Origin of the sequence: Achromobacter marplatensis, assembly GCF_002209535.1 — a bacterium.
In the GTDB taxonomy this organism is placed as follows: domain Bacteria; phylum Pseudomonadota; class Gammaproteobacteria; order Burkholderiales; family Burkholderiaceae_B; genus Achromobacter; species Achromobacter marplatensis.
In genome coordinates this window covers 38,619-54,209 of the sequence record NZ_NJIG01000010.1, presented here as the reverse complement: position 1 = coordinate 54,209, position 15,591 = coordinate 38,619, and the positions used below count along the sequence as shown (strand labels likewise).

At 65.9% G+C, this 15,591-nt stretch carries 12 protein-coding genes; 8 read left to right on the top strand and 4 right to left on the bottom strand.

The window, feature by feature from the left end; genetic code table 11:
- Positions 1 to 136 precede the first annotated feature (136 nt).
- The 4 genes from accC to CEY09_RS22025 form a co-directional block, all read right to left on the bottom strand.
- Positions 137 to 1,483 carry an acetyl-CoA carboxylase biotin carboxylase subunit gene (gene accC, locus CEY09_RS22040; protein ID WP_006226656.1) on the bottom strand — a complete coding sequence of 449 codons (1,347 nt, stop codon included), beginning with the start codon at positions 1,481 to 1,483 and terminating at the stop codon, positions 137 to 139.
- 9 nt (positions 1,484 to 1,492) lie between these two features.
- Positions 1,493 to 1,948, bottom strand: coding sequence for an acetyl-CoA carboxylase biotin carboxyl carrier protein (gene accB / locus CEY09_RS22035; RefSeq protein WP_006226655.1), 456 nt, complete (start codon positions 1,946 to 1,948; stop codon positions 1,493 to 1,495).
- Between the two features lie 87 nt (positions 1,949 to 2,035).
- Positions 2,036 to 2,470, bottom strand: a complete 435-nt coding sequence (gene aroQ, locus CEY09_RS22030) for a type II 3-dehydroquinate dehydratase (protein WP_006226654.1) — start codon at positions 2,468 to 2,470, stop codon at positions 2,036 to 2,038.
- A gap of 89 nt (positions 2,471 to 2,559) precedes the next feature.
- Positions 2,560 to 3,093, bottom strand: coding sequence for a TlpA family protein disulfide reductase (locus CEY09_RS22025; protein WP_006226653.1), 534 nt, complete (start codon positions 3,091 to 3,093; stop codon positions 2,560 to 2,562).
- 136 nt (positions 3,094 to 3,229) lie between these two features.
- Between CEY09_RS22025 and mpl the strand changes: the two genes are divergently transcribed.
- From mpl to CEY09_RS21985, 8 genes are all read left to right on the top strand, one after another.
- Positions 3,230 to 4,600, top strand: coding sequence for a UDP-N-acetylmuramate:L-alanyl-gamma-D-glutamyl-meso-diaminopimelate ligase (mpl, locus tag CEY09_RS22020; RefSeq protein ID WP_088590280.1), 1,371 nt, complete (start codon positions 3,230 to 3,232; stop codon positions 4,598 to 4,600).
- Positions 4,601 to 4,629: 29 nt separating this feature from the next.
- Positions 4,630 to 5,232, top strand: coding sequence for a YqiA/YcfP family alpha/beta fold hydrolase (locus CEY09_RS22015; protein ID WP_088590279.1), 603 nt, complete (start codon positions 4,630 to 4,632; stop codon positions 5,230 to 5,232).
- Between the two features lie 73 nt (positions 5,233 to 5,305).
- The gene (locus CEY09_RS22010) at positions 5,306 to 7,210 is read left to right on the top strand and encodes a ribonuclease catalytic domain-containing protein (RefSeq protein ID WP_088590278.1); all 1,905 of its coding nucleotides are present in this window, start codon (positions 5,306 to 5,308) and stop codon (positions 7,208 to 7,210) included.
- Between the two features lie 963 nt (positions 7,211 to 8,173).
- Entirely contained in the window at positions 8,174 to 8,845 is a 672-nt protein-coding gene (locus CEY09_RS22005; RefSeq protein WP_088590277.1) for a response regulator transcription factor, read from the top strand.
- Positions 8,832 to 11,315 carry a sensor histidine kinase gene (locus CEY09_RS22000; RefSeq protein ID WP_088590276.1) on the top strand — a complete coding sequence of 828 codons (2,484 nt, stop codon included), beginning with the start codon at positions 8,832 to 8,834 and terminating at the stop codon, positions 11,313 to 11,315. The genes CEY09_RS22005 and CEY09_RS22000 overlap by 14 nt, the downstream gene beginning before the upstream one ends.
- Positions 11,316 to 11,444: 129 nt before the next feature.
- A complete protein-coding gene (locus CEY09_RS21995; RefSeq protein ID WP_088590275.1) occupies positions 11,445 to 12,542 on the top strand; it encodes an ABC transporter substrate-binding protein in 1,098 nt (365 codons plus the stop codon).
- 150 nt (positions 12,543 to 12,692) lie between these two features.
- A complete protein-coding gene (locus tag CEY09_RS21990) occupies positions 12,693 to 14,471 on the top strand; it encodes an ABC transporter permease (protein ID WP_006226646.1) in 1,779 nt (592 codons plus the stop codon).
- Positions 14,464 to 15,552: an ABC transporter ATP-binding protein gene (locus CEY09_RS21985; protein WP_088590274.1), complete on the top strand. Its 1,089-nt coding sequence runs from the start codon at positions 14,464 to 14,466 to the stop codon at positions 15,550 to 15,552. Before CEY09_RS21990 ends, CEY09_RS21985 begins: the two co-directional genes overlap by 8 nt.
- The last annotated feature ends 39 nt before the right edge of the window (positions 15,553 to 15,591 follow it).

The following is a 15,591-nucleotide window of genomic DNA, read 5'->3' as shown; positions in this document are numbered from 1 at the left end:
TTATTCTTCCATCTGGTCATCGGGCCGCGGCTGATGCCGCGGCCCGATGACCGTAAAACAATTAAAAAGGCCCCTGAGGGGGTTGCCTTCGGTAGGCCCAAAGGCAAAAAGGGGCCGTGAGGCCCCTAGTGGTCGGTCAGGGACGCTGAGCCAACTTGTTTTCCAGATAGTGGATGCTGGTGCCGCCTTCGATGAAACGGGCGTCCTGCAGCAGTTCGCGATGCAGCGGGATGTTGGTCGAAATTCCTTCCACCACCATTTCCGACAGCGCGATGCGCATGCGGGCCAGCGCCTGGTCGCGCGTATCGCCGTACGTGATGACCTTGGCGATCATCGAATCGTAGTTCGGCGGCACGAAGTAGCCGTTGTAAGCATGCGAATCGATACGCACGCCCGGACCACCCGGCGTGTGCCAGTTGGTGATGCGGCCGGGGCTGGGCACGAAGCGGAAAGGATCTTCCGCGTTGATGCGGCATTCGATCGCATGGCCCTTGAACTGCACGTCGCGCTGGCGCAGCGTGAACTTCTCGCCTGCGGCCACCAGGATCTGCTGCTGCACGAGGTCGATGCCGGTGATCAGTTCGGTCACCGGGTGTTCGACCTGGATGCGGGTGTTCATTTCAATGAAATAGAACTCGCCGTTCTCGAACAGGAATTCGAACGTGCCGGCGCCGCGGTAGCCCATCTTGCGGCAAGCATCGGCGCAACGGTCGCCAATGCGCTCGATCGCGCGGCGGGGGATGCCCGGCGCCGGCGCTTCTTCGATGACTTTCTGGTGGCGGCGCTGCATGGAGCAGTCGCGTTCGCCCAGCCAGACGGCGTTGCGGCCGCCATCGGCCAGCACCTGGATTTCCACATGGCGAGGGTTCTCGAGGAACTTCTCCATATAGACTTCCGGGTTGTTGAACGCGGCGCCTGCTTCCGAACGCGTCATGGTGACGGCGTTCAGCAGCGCGGCCTCGGTGTACACCACGCGCATGCCGCGGCCACCGCCGCCGCCTGCCGCCTTGATGATGACCGGATAACCGACTTCGCGCGCAATGCGGATGATTTCCTGCGGATCTTCGGGCAACGCGCCCTCGGAACCCGGCACCACCGGCACGCCCGCTTCGATCATGGCGCGCTTGGCGCTGACCTTGTCGCCCATCAGGCGAATGGTGTCGGGACGCGGACCGATGAAGACGAAGCCACTCTTTTCGACGCGATCGGCGAAGTCGGCATTTTCGGACAAGAACCCGTAACCCGGGTGGATTGCCTCGGAATCCGTAACTTCGGCCGCCGAAATGATGGCAGGCATGTTCAGGTAGCTGTCACGCGACGGCGCGGGCCCGATGCACACGGATTCATCGGCCAGGCGCACGTACTTGGCTTCGCGGTCAGCCTCGGAGTGCACGACCACGGTTTTGATGCCCAGCTCACGGCAAGCGCGCTGAATGCGCAGGGCGATTTCGCCCCGATTGGCGATCAGGATTTTTTCGAACATTTTCAGCTATCAGCCAATGACGAAGAGGGGTTGACCGTACTCGACGGGCTCACCGTTTTCGACCAGGATTTCTTTGATGACGCCGGACTTGTCGGCTTCGATTTCATTGAGCAGCTTCATGGCTTCAATGATGCACAGCGGATCGCCTTCCTTGACGGTGGCGCCCACGTCGATGAACGGGGCAGCGCCCGGGTTCGGCGAACGGTAGAACGTGCCGACCATCGGCGCCTTCACGACATGGCCCTGGATGACCGGGGCGGCTTCGGCGGCCGGGGCGGCGGGTGCCGCGGCCGGGGCCACCGGTGCGGCGTGCGCGCCGGCTTCGGGCTGGTGGTAAGCCACCGGCTGCAAGGTCTGCGAGAACTTGACGATGCGTACCTTGCCTTCGCCTTCGGTGATTTCCAGCTCGGCGATACCCGATTCAGCCACCAGGTCGATCAGGGTTTTGAGTTTTCGAAGGTCCATAGAAGCTGCTTCCCGAGATAGTGTCGACGACGTCCCAGCGTGGGGTCCGCGCCGTATAAGATGTAAAAGCTGTGAGTTGGTGCGAGATCAGTGCCGCACTGCGTAACGCAGAGCCGCCTCGTAGCCGTCCGCGCCGAGGCCGCTGATAAGGCCTATCGCCAAGTCGGACAGATAAGAGTGATGCCTGAAGGGCTCTCGCTTATACAGATTGGACAAATGTACTTCAATAAATGGGATCGCGACCCCAGCCAGCGCATCGCGAATTGCGACGCTGGTGTGCGTATATGCCGCCGCGTTGATGATGATGAAGTCCGTGCCGTCTTGCCGGGCCGCCTGAATGCGGTCAACCAGCGCACCTTCGTGATTGCCTTGCCAAGCAGTCAGCTTGGCGCCCAATTCGCCTGCAAGCAGTTCCAGGCGCTCATTGATCTGGGGCAGGGTCAGACTGCCGTAGATATGAGGTTCCCGGGTGCCAAGCAGGTTCAGGTTCGGGCCATGCAATACCAGTATGTTTTGCGCCATGCGCTTGCCAATGAGTGGATTGCCAATTGTTGGCAAAACAGCCGATAAACCAGCTTTTTACGCCAATTCCTACTATTTGTCCAACAGACTTACGCCTTCAAACCAGACAGGGTTTGATTCAGGTCATCGGGCTGGATTTCACCCAATATCTTCCGGTTAATCCCGCCATCGGCGTTGAACACGATGGTAAAAGGCAAGCCACCGCTGGGGTTTCCGAGCTTGCGCAGGGTATCGATTGCCCCGGCGCCGATCACCCACAGGGGGTAGGAAACTTGCACTTTCTCGACAAATTTTTGCATATTCGCCGCTGAATCAACACCGATGCCGACAAAACGGACGTGCGGGTATTTTTTCTGCAGCGCGTCGAGCTCCGGCATTTCCCTGACGCAAGGCGCGCACCAGGTTGCCCAGAAATTGACCACGATCGGCTGCCCCTTCCACCCGGAGAGCGACTGAGTCGCGCCGTTCAGATCAGGCATCTGCAATTGCATCAGTCCGGCGACGGGATCGCCCGCGTCGGCCGGCGCTGCGGGGTTCTGGGACTTGCGGCCCAGCAAGGTCAAGCCGCCCGCAACCGTGGCGGCAACCGCCACGCCGGCGGAAAGAAGTAGGCGTCGATTCATGGCGCGATCATAACCGCTGCCGCTGTTTTTTGTCGTTCGGCCGCCCCAGGACGAATACGGCCCCTCCAAGGAGGGCAATCCGCCCGCGCGGAACGCAGGTCCGCTATATATACAATGCAGGACAGGAGAGTTTTCAATGCACCTGCACATTCTTGGCATCTGCGGTACGTTCATGGGTGGCTTGGCGCTGATCGCGCGGGCCGCCGGACACAAGGTCACTGGTTGCGATGCGGGCGTGTACCCGCCCATGAGCACGCAGCTGTCCGAACAGGGGATCGAACTGATCGAAGGCTTCGGCGTCGAGCAGATGGCGCTGAAGCCCGACCTGTACGTGATCGGCAACGTGGTCAGCCGCGGCAACCCGCTGATGGAAGCCATCCTGGAATCGGGCGCGCGCTACGTGTCCGGGCCGCAATGGCTGGGCGACAACGTCCTGCCCGGCCAGCACGTGCTGGCGGTGGCCGGCACCCATGGAAAGACCACCACCAGCTCGATGCTGGCGTGGGTGCTGGAAGCCGCGGGCTTGGCGCCCAACTTCCTGATCGGCGGCGTAGCCCAGGACCTGCACGTGTCTGCCCGCTACGACCCGGCGCGCCGTCCCTTCGTGATCGAGGCGGACGAGTACGACACGGCGTTCTTCGACAAGCGCTCCAAGTTTGTCCATTACCGCCCGCGCACCGCCATCCTGAACAACCTGGAATACGACCATGCCGACATCTTCCCGGATCTGGCCGCGATCGAGACCCAATTCCACCACCTGGTGCGCACCATCCCCGGCTCTGGCCGCATCGTGCGCCCGTCGCACTCCGACGCGCTGGACCGTGTGATTGCCCGCGGATGCTGGTCGGAAACCGTCACGTTCGGCGCCGATGGCGCCTGGCAGGCCACGCCACCCGATGCCGAGGGCGCCTTCGGCGTGCTGCGCAATGGCGTTACGGTCGGCACCGTGCGCTGGAACCTGACGGGCGAGCACAACCGCATGAATGCGCTGGCGGCGCTGGCGGCGTCCGAGCACGTGGGCGTGTCCGCGGAACAGGGCATCGAGGCCCTGACCCGCTTTGCCGGGGTCAAGCGCCGCATGGAGTTGCGCGGCACCGTCAACGGCGTGAAGGTCTACGACGATTTCGCCCACCACCCCACCGCCATCGCCACCACCCTGGAAGGGCTGCGCCGCCAGGTCGGGTCGGCGCGCATCCTGGCGGTGCTGGAACCGCGTTCCAACACCATGAAGCTGGGCACCATGGCCGCCCGCCTGCCCGAGGCGCTGGCCGACGCCGACCTGGTGTTCTGCTTTGGCGCGCACAGCGGCAAGCATGCACTGGGCTGGAACCCGGCGGACGTCCTGGCGCCTCTGGGCGACCGGGCTTCCAGTTACGATGACATCGGCGCGCTCGTTGCCGCCGTGACCGCCGCCGCCCGCCCGGGCGACCAGGTGCTGGTCATGAGCAACGGCGGCTTTGGCGGCATCCACGGCAAGCTGCTGGACGCCTTGCAGGCGCGCGGCTGAACGGCGGACCGATACCGGACGAGCACGAAATGATTCTCTACCTGCACGGATTTCGCTCCTCGCCCACCTCGATGAAGGCCCGGATGATGGCCGACGCCATGACCCAGCTTGGCCTAGCCGCCGACTGGGCGTGCCCGCAGCTGCCCGCCAGCCCCCGGGAAGCGATCGACCTGGCCATGGGCATAGCCCGACGCCAGCTGGAAGGCGCCGACACGCCCCGCGCACTGACCGTGATCGGCTCGTCGCTGGGGGGGTTCTACGCCACGTGGCTGGCCGAACAGCTGGGCTGCAAGGCGGTCCTGCTGAACCCGGCCGTGCAGGCCGCGCGCGACCTGGCCACCCAGGTCGGCGAACACCACATGTATCATTCCGACGCGCCGTTCGTCTTTTTGCCCGAATACGTGGACGAATTGGCGGCCATCCATGCCCCTCGCATCACGCAGCCCGACCGGTACTTCCTGGTGGCGGCGACCGGCGACGAGGTGCTGGATTGGCGTGAAATGCGCGATCGCTATGCGGATTGCCGCCAGCGTATCGTGCAGGGAAGCGACCACGGTTTATCCGATTTCGCGCAATGGATGCCCGAGGTGCTTGAATTCGCCCTTGGCGCCAGGCACGTTCGCCCCCAATAATCAGTATCAGACCTCAACACTCTATATAGCTGCGCAAGGCGGCGCGTGCGCGCCGCCCAGGACGATCCCCACCATGTATGTGTTTTACGAAGACGACGGCAGCTTCAAGGCCGGCAATATCCTGTCCGAGACCGACGCCAGCCTGCAGGTGGAGTCGGAGTCGGGCAAGCGCAGCAAGATCAAGCGCGCCAACACCCTGTTCAATTTCGCGTCGCCCGAGCCGGCGGCGCTGATGAGCCAGGCGGCCGCGGCCGCCGAGGCGCTGGACCTGCAGTTCCTGTGGGAATGCGCGCCGCAGGAAGAATTCGACACGCCCGCCCTGGCCGCCGACTACTTCGGCCACGCCCCCACGCCCGTGGAGCAAGCCGCCTTGCTGATGCGCCTGCACGGCGCGCCGGCGTACTTCCATCGCCGCGGCAAGGGCCGCTACCGCCCTGCTCCGCCCGACATCCTGGCCGCCGCGCTGGCCGCCTTGGACAAGAAGCAGCGCCAGGCCGAGCAGCAGCAGGAGTGGGTCGACGAGATGGCCGCCGGCCGTCTGCCCGAACCCATCGCCCAGGCCGCCGAGTCCCTGCTGATCCGCCCGGACAAGAATACGCAGCAATGGAAGGCCCTGGACGCCGCCTGCACCAAGCTGGGCAAGACGCCGGACCGTCTGCTGCTTGAGCTGGGCGCCTGGCCGCATGCCCTGGCCTTGCACAAGCGCCGCTTCCTGGCGGTGAACTTCCCGCGCGGGCTGGCTTTCCCCGACCTGGAACTGCCGCCCGTCGACCGCGAACTGCCGCTGTCGGACGCCGAGATCTATTCGGTGGACGATGTCACCACCACCGAAATCGACGACGCGCTGTCCGTCACCGAGCTGCCCGACGGGCGCCTGCGCGTGGGCGTGCACGTAGCCGCCCCCGGCCTGACCGTGACCCGCGACAGCGAATTCGACAAGCTGGCCCGCGCCCGCCTGTCCACGGTCTACATGCCGGGCGACAAGATCCCGATGCAGCCGGATAACGTCATCAAGGCGTTCTCGCTGGACGCCGGCCGCGAAGTGCCGGTGCTGTCGCTGTATGTGGTGGCCGACCCGGAGACGGGCGAGATCTTCGAATCCGAAACGCGGCTTGAGCGCGTGGTGGTGCGCGAGAACCTGCGCCACAACATGCTGGATGCCCAGGTCACGGAGGCCAGCCTGGCCGATCCGTCGGCGGACATGCCGTACGGCCACTGGCTGCGCCCGCTGTGGAAGCTGGCGCAGGCGCTGTCGGCGCAACGCGAGAAGGTGCGCGGCAAGCCCGAGAACAATTCGCGGGTGGAATACAGCTTCTATCTGGACGGTAACCCGGACGACCCGGACACGCCCGTGCGCCTGGTGCCCCGCCAGCGCAACGCGCCGCTGGACCGCATGGTGGCCGAATACATGATCCTGGCGAACAACCAGTGGGGCGGCTTGCTGCACCAGCACGGCGTGCCGGGCATCTACCGTTCGCAACAGGCGGGCCGCGTGCGCATGAGCACGCAGGCGCTGCCGCACGAGGCTATCGGCGTACCGCAATACGCCTGGAGCACGTCGCCGCTGCGCCGCTATGTCGACCTGGTCAACCAATGGCAGCTGATCGCCGCAGTGGAGCATGGCGTATCAGCCCGCCTGGTGGCCCCGTTCAAGCCGCGCGACGCGGACCTCTTCGCGATCATCGGCGCGTTCGACGCGCAGTACGCGGCGTGGGCGGAGTTCCAGAGCGCGATGGAGCGCTACTGGTGCCTGCGCTGGCTGAAGCAGCACGGCGTGACCCGGACGGTGGCGCACGTGTTGCGCGACGACTTGGTGCGATTCGCGAATGCGCCGCTGGTGACCCGGGTGGGCGGAATGCCCGAGTTGGAGCGCGGGACTGCGGTGGAGATCGATATCCTGGGGATGGACGAGTTGAGCCTGGAGCTGGATTGCCGGTATCTGGGGGAAGTGAGTCCGGCTGCGGGATCTGAGGAGTAGCTTCGTCGGCGTGGTGACTGAGGTTGCCTCGTTGGTGCGTCTGGGGGGCTTCGTCGGTGCGGTTGGGGTGACTTCGTAGGACGCCCATCGCCGGGGTTGGGCTGATGGCGCGCGCCCACGATTGCGGTCCGGAGCCTTCGCTCCGGACGTCCCCGTCGTCATCTTCGTTGCGGCCTACGGCCGCTGCCTTCAGATTCCCTCGGGCGCATCAAGGTTGCGCGCCATCAGCCCAACCCCGCCGACGGGCTGCGCCGTCTTGGCTTGATGCGCTGCTAGAGCGCGGCTCAGTGACGATTCTCGCGTGGCCCGCCTCAAGCGGCCGCGCAGGCGGCCGCATTCGGCATACGCGTTGCTGTTCGTCGGAGCACTGGTCGCTTGCGCGCGGATAGAGAATGGCTTTCTGCTGGTCCCCGCCGTCAGGTGGGAGAGGTGGAGCGACGGGTGGCGCGCGGCCGACAAGGGACGACCCCGCAAAATACTCCGAGCCAAGCCCAAGCTCAAGCAGAACGCCAACACGGCAACCCACACGCGAAGCGAATCGCGCGACAACGCAAGACGATGCGTAAGCTCCCAAAGGCCGCCCGCGCGGCCGGCCGGGAGCGGGCCCCGCAAGATTCTCCTCTCCCTCTCCTGCGGCGAGCAGAACCTGAAGAACTCTAATCTCCCCGGCGACCGTCAGGATTCAGCCAGCAGAGCCCGGCGGGGCGGCGGCCTGCGGGGCGCGGGGCGTCGATAAGCCCGAGGGAATCTGAAGGCAGTTGCCGCAGGCAACAACGAAGATGACGACGGGGACGTCCGGAGCGAAGGCTCCGGACCGCGATCGTTGCCCCGCGCCCCGCAGGCCGCCGACCCGACGGGCGTCTAAAGAACTCAACCCCGAGCGCCTCAAAAACCAAAACGCCTCCCCCATCCCCCCTGAACCCCGTACACTCCCCAAAAAAACACAACATCCGGAGGAACAACATGCGCATTTTGCTGGTCGAGGACAACCTTGATCTAGGCGATGCCGTGGAAAGCAAACTGCGTCTGGCGGGCCATAGCGTGCAATGGGTGCATGATGGGCTGGCGGCTTTGCGTTGGGGGCTGGACGAGACCTGGGATGCGTTGGTGCTGGACATCAACCTGCCGGGCAAGGACGGGTTTTCGGTCATCCGCGAATTGCGCTCGGCCGGGCTGGAGGCGCCCGTCCTCGTCATGACCGCGCGTGCGGAAATCGAAGACAAGATCGACATGCTGGATCTGGGCGCCGATGACTATCTGGTCAAGCCCTTTGACCTGCGCGAGCTTGAAGCGCGGCTGCGGGCGCTGATGCGGCGGCCGGCCGGGCAGACCAGCAGCACCACCCAGTACGGCAATCTCAGCCTGGATCTGGCGGGGCGTAGCGTCACGCTATCGGGTGCGCCGCTGGAATTGGGGCGGCGCGAATTCCGCTTGCTGGAGATCCTGGTGGGCCGGATCGGGCAGACGGTTGCCAAGGAACGGCTGATGAACCAGTTGTTTGACCTGGATGACGGGTCGCTCAACGCGCTGGAACTCCTGATTTCGCGCCTGCGCAAGAAGCTGGCGGGCGCGTCGATCGATATCGTTACCGTGCGCGGCGTCGGCTATCAGGCCCGTAGCCATGAGCATCCCTGAAAGCGCCTCCATCCGCCGCCGCGTCTTCACCTTGGGCGCGGCGCTGCTGGCGTGCGCGCTGATCGGGCTGGTGTTCTTCCTGCGCGATTATGCGCACCGGGCCGCCGAGCAGGCGTTCGACCGGCTGCTGGCCGCGTCGGCGCTGACCATCGCGGGGTCGGTACAGATCGAGGACGATGGCGTGACCGTCGAACCGCCCGTGTCGTCCCTGGCGATGCTGTCGGGCAGCGAACGCGTGTTCTACGAAGCGCGCACCTCCAACGGCCGGCTGATCACCGGCTACGCCGACCTGGCGCCCAGGCTGCCGCTGGCGCAGGCGGCAACGCCGGTGTTCGCCTATGTGACCTATCACGACGAGCCGGTCCGGGTGGCGACCGTGGGCAGGCTCGTGTCCGCCAGCCAGCATGCCGGCTGGGTGACGGTGCGCGTGGCCGAAACGTTGGGCTCGCGCGAAGAACTGGCCAGCGAAATCCTGGGCCGCGGGGTCCTGCCGTTGCTGGTCGTCTCGCTGGTGGCGCTGGGCTTGCTGTGGTTCGGGGTGCAGCGCGCGTTTGCGCCGCTGGCCGTGCTGGAACGTGAATTGCGCACCCGCGCGCCGGAAGACCTGACGCCGCTTGCCACCCCGGTGCCCCGCGAGGTGCGCCGCCTGGTCGAAGCGCTTAACGCCTTCATGCAACGCCTTTCCATCATCATGGATACCTTGAACACGCTGGTGGCCGACGCCACGCATCAGGTCCGCACGCCCCTGGCGTCCCTGCGCGCGCAAGCCGAGGTGGCGCTGGAGGAGACCGATCCGACACGCCTGCGCGAACGCATCGGCCGCATCCACCTGAACGCCACGCATGCCAGCCAGCTGATCAATCAGCTGCTGATGGACGCCACCATCACGCACCGCCTGGGCAAAGGCCCCCCGGAACCGGTCGGGGTTGCCGAAACCATCAACGAAACCCGCCGCCGCATCGGCCCCGTGGAAGCCGGAAGGCTGCGTATCGAGATCGCCCCTGAGGTGCGCCGCGCCCGCATTGCTGGCGACCGCGTGGCGCTGCGCGAAATGCTGCGCAACCTGGTGGACAACGCGCTGCGCTACGCGCCCGATGGCACCGTGGACATCCAGGCGACGCCGGTTGCGGGATTCCGCGTGGCGCTGACGGTGTCCGACCGGGGCCCCGGCATTTCCGACGACGAGAAAGAAGCCGTGCAACAGCGCTTCACGCGGGGCCGTGCCGGGCAGTCGCAATCGGGCTCCGGCCTGGGGCTGGCCATCGTGCGCTCGGTCGCCCTGGCCCACGGCGGGTCGCTGTGGCTGCACGACCGGCCCGGCGGCGGGCTGTCGGCACGAGTCATCCTGCCGCTGGCGCAGCCATCGGGCCGCCATCTGGCCACCTGGCTGGGCGCGCTCTGCACGGCGGCGATGTTGCTGGTGTCGGCCCCCAACGACGTGCAGGCGGCCGACCTGGAAGAGATCGTCACGCACTACCCCGCGCCGCAGCCCTCATCGCGCACGCTGGTGATCGCGGGGCCGACCGACACGCCGGTCGTCGCGCCGCTGATCCAGGGCTTCCAGTCGCTGCGGCCTGACGTCTCGGTGACCTACCGTGAAATCGGCAGCCGGGATCTGTACGAAGCCACGATCGACGGGCGGTTGACGCAGGTGGATGTACTGATGAGCTCGGCGTCGGACCTGCAGATCAGGCTGGCCAACGACGGCTATGCGCAAAGCTACGCGTCGCCCTACGCCCCCAAGCTGCCTTCGTGGGCCGTCTGGCGCAACGAGGTCTATGGCTTCACGTTCGAACCGGCCGTGATCGTCTACAACCCCAAGCGCTATACGGAGGCCACCGTGCCGCGGTCGCGCCAGGACCTGCTGCGGCTGCTGGAACGCGAACAGGCCAGCCTGCAGGGCCGCGTCGGCACCTACGACATTGCCGCCAGCAGCGTGGGCTACCTGCTGGCCGAGCAGGATGAGCTGGTGTCGTCGAACTTCTGGGGGCTGGCCAACGCCATGGGGCAGGTCGGCGTGCGCCTGTCGCCCACCACCGCCCAGTTGCTGGACGCCATCGAGAACGACGAGATGGACCTGGCCTACAACATCCTGGGGTCGTACGCGCTGTCGCGCCAGGCCTCCGGCAGCAAGATCGGCGTGGTGTTCCCGCAGGATTATGTGCTGGTGCTGGCGCGTTCCGTGCTGATATCGCGCCGCGCCCCCAGCCCGGACCTGGCGCGCGCGCTGGTGGACTGGCTCCTGTCGCCCGCCGGCCAGCAGGTGGCCTCCAGCCATGCGGCGCTGGGTTCCATCATGGAAGACACGCCCGGGCGCTGGACGTCCGAGGCCGTGCTGGCGCGTTCCAGCGGCATCGTGCAGCCCGTGGTGCTGAGCCCCGCGCTCCTGGTGGGGCTGGATCAGCGACGGCACTCGCGCTTCGTGCAGAACTGGGTGCGGCTGGTGACGGATACGCCCAAGCGACCGTAGCTGCGCCCAGGGATTACCCCTAGCCGCAACCTGTCTCCATGACAGGACGACGACAGACGCCGCCTCCTAAGATGGGCGCAGGCTGGACCAAGATCCTGCTCAGACCAATTCCAATCGGAGACAACACCCATGCTTGCCAAGTCCCAACTGGCGGCCGCCTGCGCCGCTGCATTCGCCATTGCCACCGGCAGCGCCTTTGCGCAGGCCGTGCCCGCGGGTTACCCGGCCGACTATCAGAAGATCCTGGACGGCGCCAAGAAGGAAGGCAAGGTCGTCATCTATTCGACCACCGACACCAAGGCCGCCGGCCCCATCATCAAGGGCTTCGAAGCGCTGTACCCGGGCGTCAAGGTCGAATACAACGACATGAACAGCACCGAGCTCTACAACCGCTACATCAGCGAACAAGCAGCGGGCGGCGGCAGCGGCGACATCGTCTGGAGCTCGTCGATGGACTCGGCGCTGAAGCTGGCCACCGACTACGCCTTGCAGTACAAGTCGCCCGAAATCAGTAAGCTGCCGGCCTGGGCCGTGTGGAAGGATTCGGCCTACGGCACGACGTACGAGCCGGCCGTGTTCATCTACAACAAGCGCCTGATCCCCGCCAACGAAGTGCCGACCACGCACGGCGCCCTGGCCAAGCTGATCGCCAGCCAGCCGGACAAGTTCAAGAACAAGGTCACCACCTACGACATCGAGAAGTCGGCCGTGGGCTTCATGCTGGCCGTGCAGGACAAGGCCAATGACCCCAAGTACTTCGAAACGCTCAAGGACATTGCCAAGGGCGGCCTGATCGTGCAGTCGTCCACCGGCACCATGATGGAACGCGTGTCGTCGGGCGAAAACCTGATCGGCTACAACATCCTGGGTTCGTACGCCGAAACCCGCGCCAAGTCGGACCCGTCGCTGGGCGTGGCCTACCCGACCGACTACGCGCTGGTGCTGTCGCGCGTGGCGTTCATCAGCAAGAAGGCCAAGAACCGCAACGCGGCCAAGCTGTGGATGGACTACCTGCTGTCGCAGAAGGGCCAGGAAATCATGGCCAACCAGGCCGACCTGGCTTCGGTGCGCGACGACATCGAAGGCGACAACGACGTGGACGGCATGACCAAGAAGCTGGGCGCCTCGCTCAAGCCGATCCCGGTCAACGAAACGCTGCTGGACTACCTGGAACAGACCAAGCGCCTGCAGTTCATCAAGGACTGGCGCGCCGCGGCGGGCAAGTAATGCCGCGCGGGTTCAGGACGGCGCACCCGGCCTGAACCGCCACAACGCGTAGCGGGCGGCACGGCGCCGCCCGCCTGACCGCCCCCGGGCGGGCTCTTCCCTGCCCGGGCGGCGCGACCGTCGCGTCATTTTCGACAACAGGATTTCCCCATGCAGTCATTGCGCAGAAAATGGCAGTCCCTGCCGCGCGGCGTGGTGGTGTTGATCACGGCACTGGCCATCTACGTGCCGCTGTCGTTCATCATCATCCAGAGCTTTCTCTCCGCGCCTTTCTTTGCCCCATCCAAGGTCTTCAGCCTGGACGCGTTCCGCTTCATCTTCGCGGACCCCGATTTCTACAAGGCGCTGAAAAGCGGCTTCATCCTGGCCTTCGGGCTGGCCATCATCGCCATCCCGCTGGGCGGCATGCTGGCCTTCCTGATGATCCGTACCGACCTGCCCGGCCGCCGCTGGATCGAACCGCTGATCCTGGTGCCGGTGTTCGTGTCGCCGATGGTGCTGGGCTTCGGCTACGTTGTGGCCGCCGGCCCCGTGGGCTTCTTTTCGATCTGGGCGCAGAACATCCTGGGCTTCGTGCCCTGGAACGTCTATTCGCTGACCAGCATCGTCATCATCGCCGGCCTGACGCACGTGCCGCACGCCTACCTGTACATCTCGTCGGCCCTGCGCAGCATGGGTTCCGACGTGGAAGAAGCCGCCCGCGTCACCGGCGCCTCGCCGCTGCGCGTGATGGTGTCGGTCAGCCTGCCCATGGTGCGCCCGGCCATGCTGTACGCCACCGTGCTGCTGTTCTTCCTGGGCCTGGAGGTGTTCGGCCTGGTGCTGGTGCTGGGCGACCCCGAAGGCAACCTGGTGCTGGCGACGTACCTGTACAAGCTGACGAACAAGCTGGGCATTCCGTCCTACCACTTGATGGCGGCCGTGGCCGTGATCCTGATCTGCATGACGATCCCGCTGGTCATGCTGCAGCGCCGCCTGATGCGCACCGCCAACCGCTTCGTCACCGTCAAGGGCAAGGCCTCGCGCGCCCGTCCGCTGCCGCTGGGCAAGTGGCGCTGGGTGGCGGGTGCCGTGGTGGCGTTCTGGCTGCTGGTCACCATCGTGGTGCCGCTGCTGGGCGTGTTGCTGCGGGCCTTCGTGTCCAACTGGGGCATGGGCGTGTCGCTGTTCGACGTGCTGTCGCTGGACGCCTTCCGCACCGTGTTCGCGCAGCCCAACCTGATGCGCGCCATCGTGAACTCGGTGGCCATCGGCGTGTTCGGCGGCGCGCTGGCCGTGATGTGCTACATGTTCGTGGGCCTGGCGATGCACCGCAAGCCCGACAACGTCACGCGCTTCATGGACTACAGCGTGCTGGTGCCGCGCGCCGTGCCCGGCCTGCTCGCCGGCCTGGCATTCCTGTGGGTGTTCCTGTTCGTGCCGATGTGGCTGGACAACGCGCTGGACGTGGACGAGAACGGCTGGCTGTCCGCCCTGCCGTTCGCGGAATGGCTGCGCGAGAACTTCATCGAATGGCTGCGCGCCATGCGCAGCACCATCTTCAGCGTGTGGCTGGCCTACACCGTGGTGTGGATGGCCTACGGCCTGCGCCTGATCTCGTCGACCCTGCTGCAAGTCGGGCCGGAACTGGAAGAGGCCGCCCGCAGCGCCGGCGCGCGCCGCGGCCAGGTCACGCGCCACGTCACGGTGCCGCTGGCCAAGTACGGCCTGATCGGTTCGTGGCTGCTGATGTTCCTGATCTTCGAGCGCGAATACTCCACGGGCGTCTACCTGCTGTCGCCCGGCACCGAGACCATCGGTTCCATGCTGGTGTCGCTGTGGGCCTCGGGCGCCATCGACATCGTGGCCGCGCTTTCCTTCATCAATATCGTTCTGGTCGTGATCGGCCTGGGCATCGCCCTGCGATTCGGAGTCAAACTTCATGATTGAGCTTTCTGTAGAAGACCTGCACCTGGACTACGGCGACAACCCGGTGCTCAAGGGCGTGTCGATGCAACTGCGCCAGGGCGAAGTGGTGTCCCTGCTGGGACCGTCGGGCAGCGGCAAGACGACCTTGCTGCGCGCCGTGGCCGGTCTGGAAGGCCCCAAGCGCGGCCGCATCACGATTGGCGACCGCATCGTCTACGACGGCGGCGCGCGCAAGGAGATGCCCGCCGAAGAGCGCAACCTGGGCCTGGTGTTCCAGTCCTATGCGCTGTGGCCGCACAAGACCGTCTTCGAAAACGTGGCCTACCCGCTGAAGCTGCGCAAGGTGCCGTCGGCCGAAGTGCGCGAACGCGTGCAGGCCGTGCTGGACCAGCTGGGCCTGGGCAAGCTGGGCCAGCGCCATCCGCACGCGCTGTCCGGCGGCCAGCAGCAGCGCGTGGCCATCGGCCGCGCGCTGGTGTACAGCCCGCCCGTCATCCTGCTGGACGAGCCGCTGTCCAACCTGGACGCCAAGCTGCGCGAAGAGGCCCGCGCCTTCCTGCGCGAACTGATCATCCGCCTGGGGCTGTCGGCCCTGATGGTGACGCATGACCAGAGCGAAGCCATGGCGATTTCCGACCGCATCCTGCTGCTGAACAACGGCAAGATCGAACAGCAGGGCACGCCGCAGGAAATGTACGGCTCGCCGTCCACGCTGTTCACTGCCGAATTCATGGGCAGCAACAACCGGCTGGAAGGCAAGGTCACCGAAGTGCGCGACGGCCGCGCCCGCATCGAAGGCCGCGGTTGGGCCCTGTGGGGCAAGGCGGGCGAAGGCGTGACCCAAGGCCAGGACGGCACGGCGGTGATCCGGGTGGAGCAGGTGCGCCTGGCGGACGACCCGGACGGCAACCATCTGGACATGCCGCTCTTGACCAGCATGTACCTGGGCGACCGGTGGGAATACTTGTTCCGCACCCCGGACGCGGATCCCGCCCACACGCTGGCCCTGCGCGCCTATGGGCCGGAAGGCCGCGAACCCGGCCCCTGCCGCCTGGCGCTGCCCGCCAGCAAGGTCTGGGTCTTCCCGCGCAAGACGGCGTGACGCACCCCGGCCGTCTGCACGCGGGGGCCCGCCCTTCGC

Coding starts and splice junctions, on each gene's coding strand:
- accC (WP_006226656.1), bottom strand. CDS start 1,483: ATGTTCGAAAAAATCCTGATCGCCAATCGGGGCGAAATCGCCCTGCGC.
- accB (WP_006226655.1), bottom strand. CDS start 1,948: ATGGACCTTCGAAAACTCAAAACCCTGATCGACCTGGTGGCTGAATCG.
- aroQ (WP_006226654.1), bottom strand. CDS start 2,470: ATGGCGCAAAACATACTGGTATTGCATGGCCCGAACCTGAACCTGCTT.
- CEY09_RS22025 (WP_006226653.1), bottom strand. CDS start 3,093: ATGAATCGACGCCTACTTCTTTCCGCCGGCGTGGCGGTTGCCGCCACG.
- mpl (WP_088590280.1), top strand. CDS start 3,230: ATGCACCTGCACATTCTTGGCATCTGCGGTACGTTCATGGGTGGCTTG.
- CEY09_RS22015 (WP_088590279.1), top strand. CDS start 4,630: ATGATTCTCTACCTGCACGGATTTCGCTCCTCGCCCACCTCGATGAAG.
- CEY09_RS22010 (WP_088590278.1), top strand. CDS start 5,306: ATGTATGTGTTTTACGAAGACGACGGCAGCTTCAAGGCCGGCAATATC.
- CEY09_RS22005 (WP_088590277.1), top strand. CDS start 8,174: ATGCGCATTTTGCTGGTCGAGGACAACCTTGATCTAGGCGATGCCGTG.
- CEY09_RS22000 (WP_088590276.1), top strand. CDS start 8,832: ATGAGCATCCCTGAAAGCGCCTCCATCCGCCGCCGCGTCTTCACCTTG.
- CEY09_RS21995 (WP_088590275.1), top strand. CDS start 11,445: ATGCTTGCCAAGTCCCAACTGGCGGCCGCCTGCGCCGCTGCATTCGCC.
- CEY09_RS21990 (WP_006226646.1), top strand. CDS start 12,693: ATGCAGTCATTGCGCAGAAAATGGCAGTCCCTGCCGCGCGGCGTGGTG.
- CEY09_RS21985 (WP_088590274.1), top strand. CDS start 14,464: ATGATTGAGCTTTCTGTAGAAGACCTGCACCTGGACTACGGCGACAAC.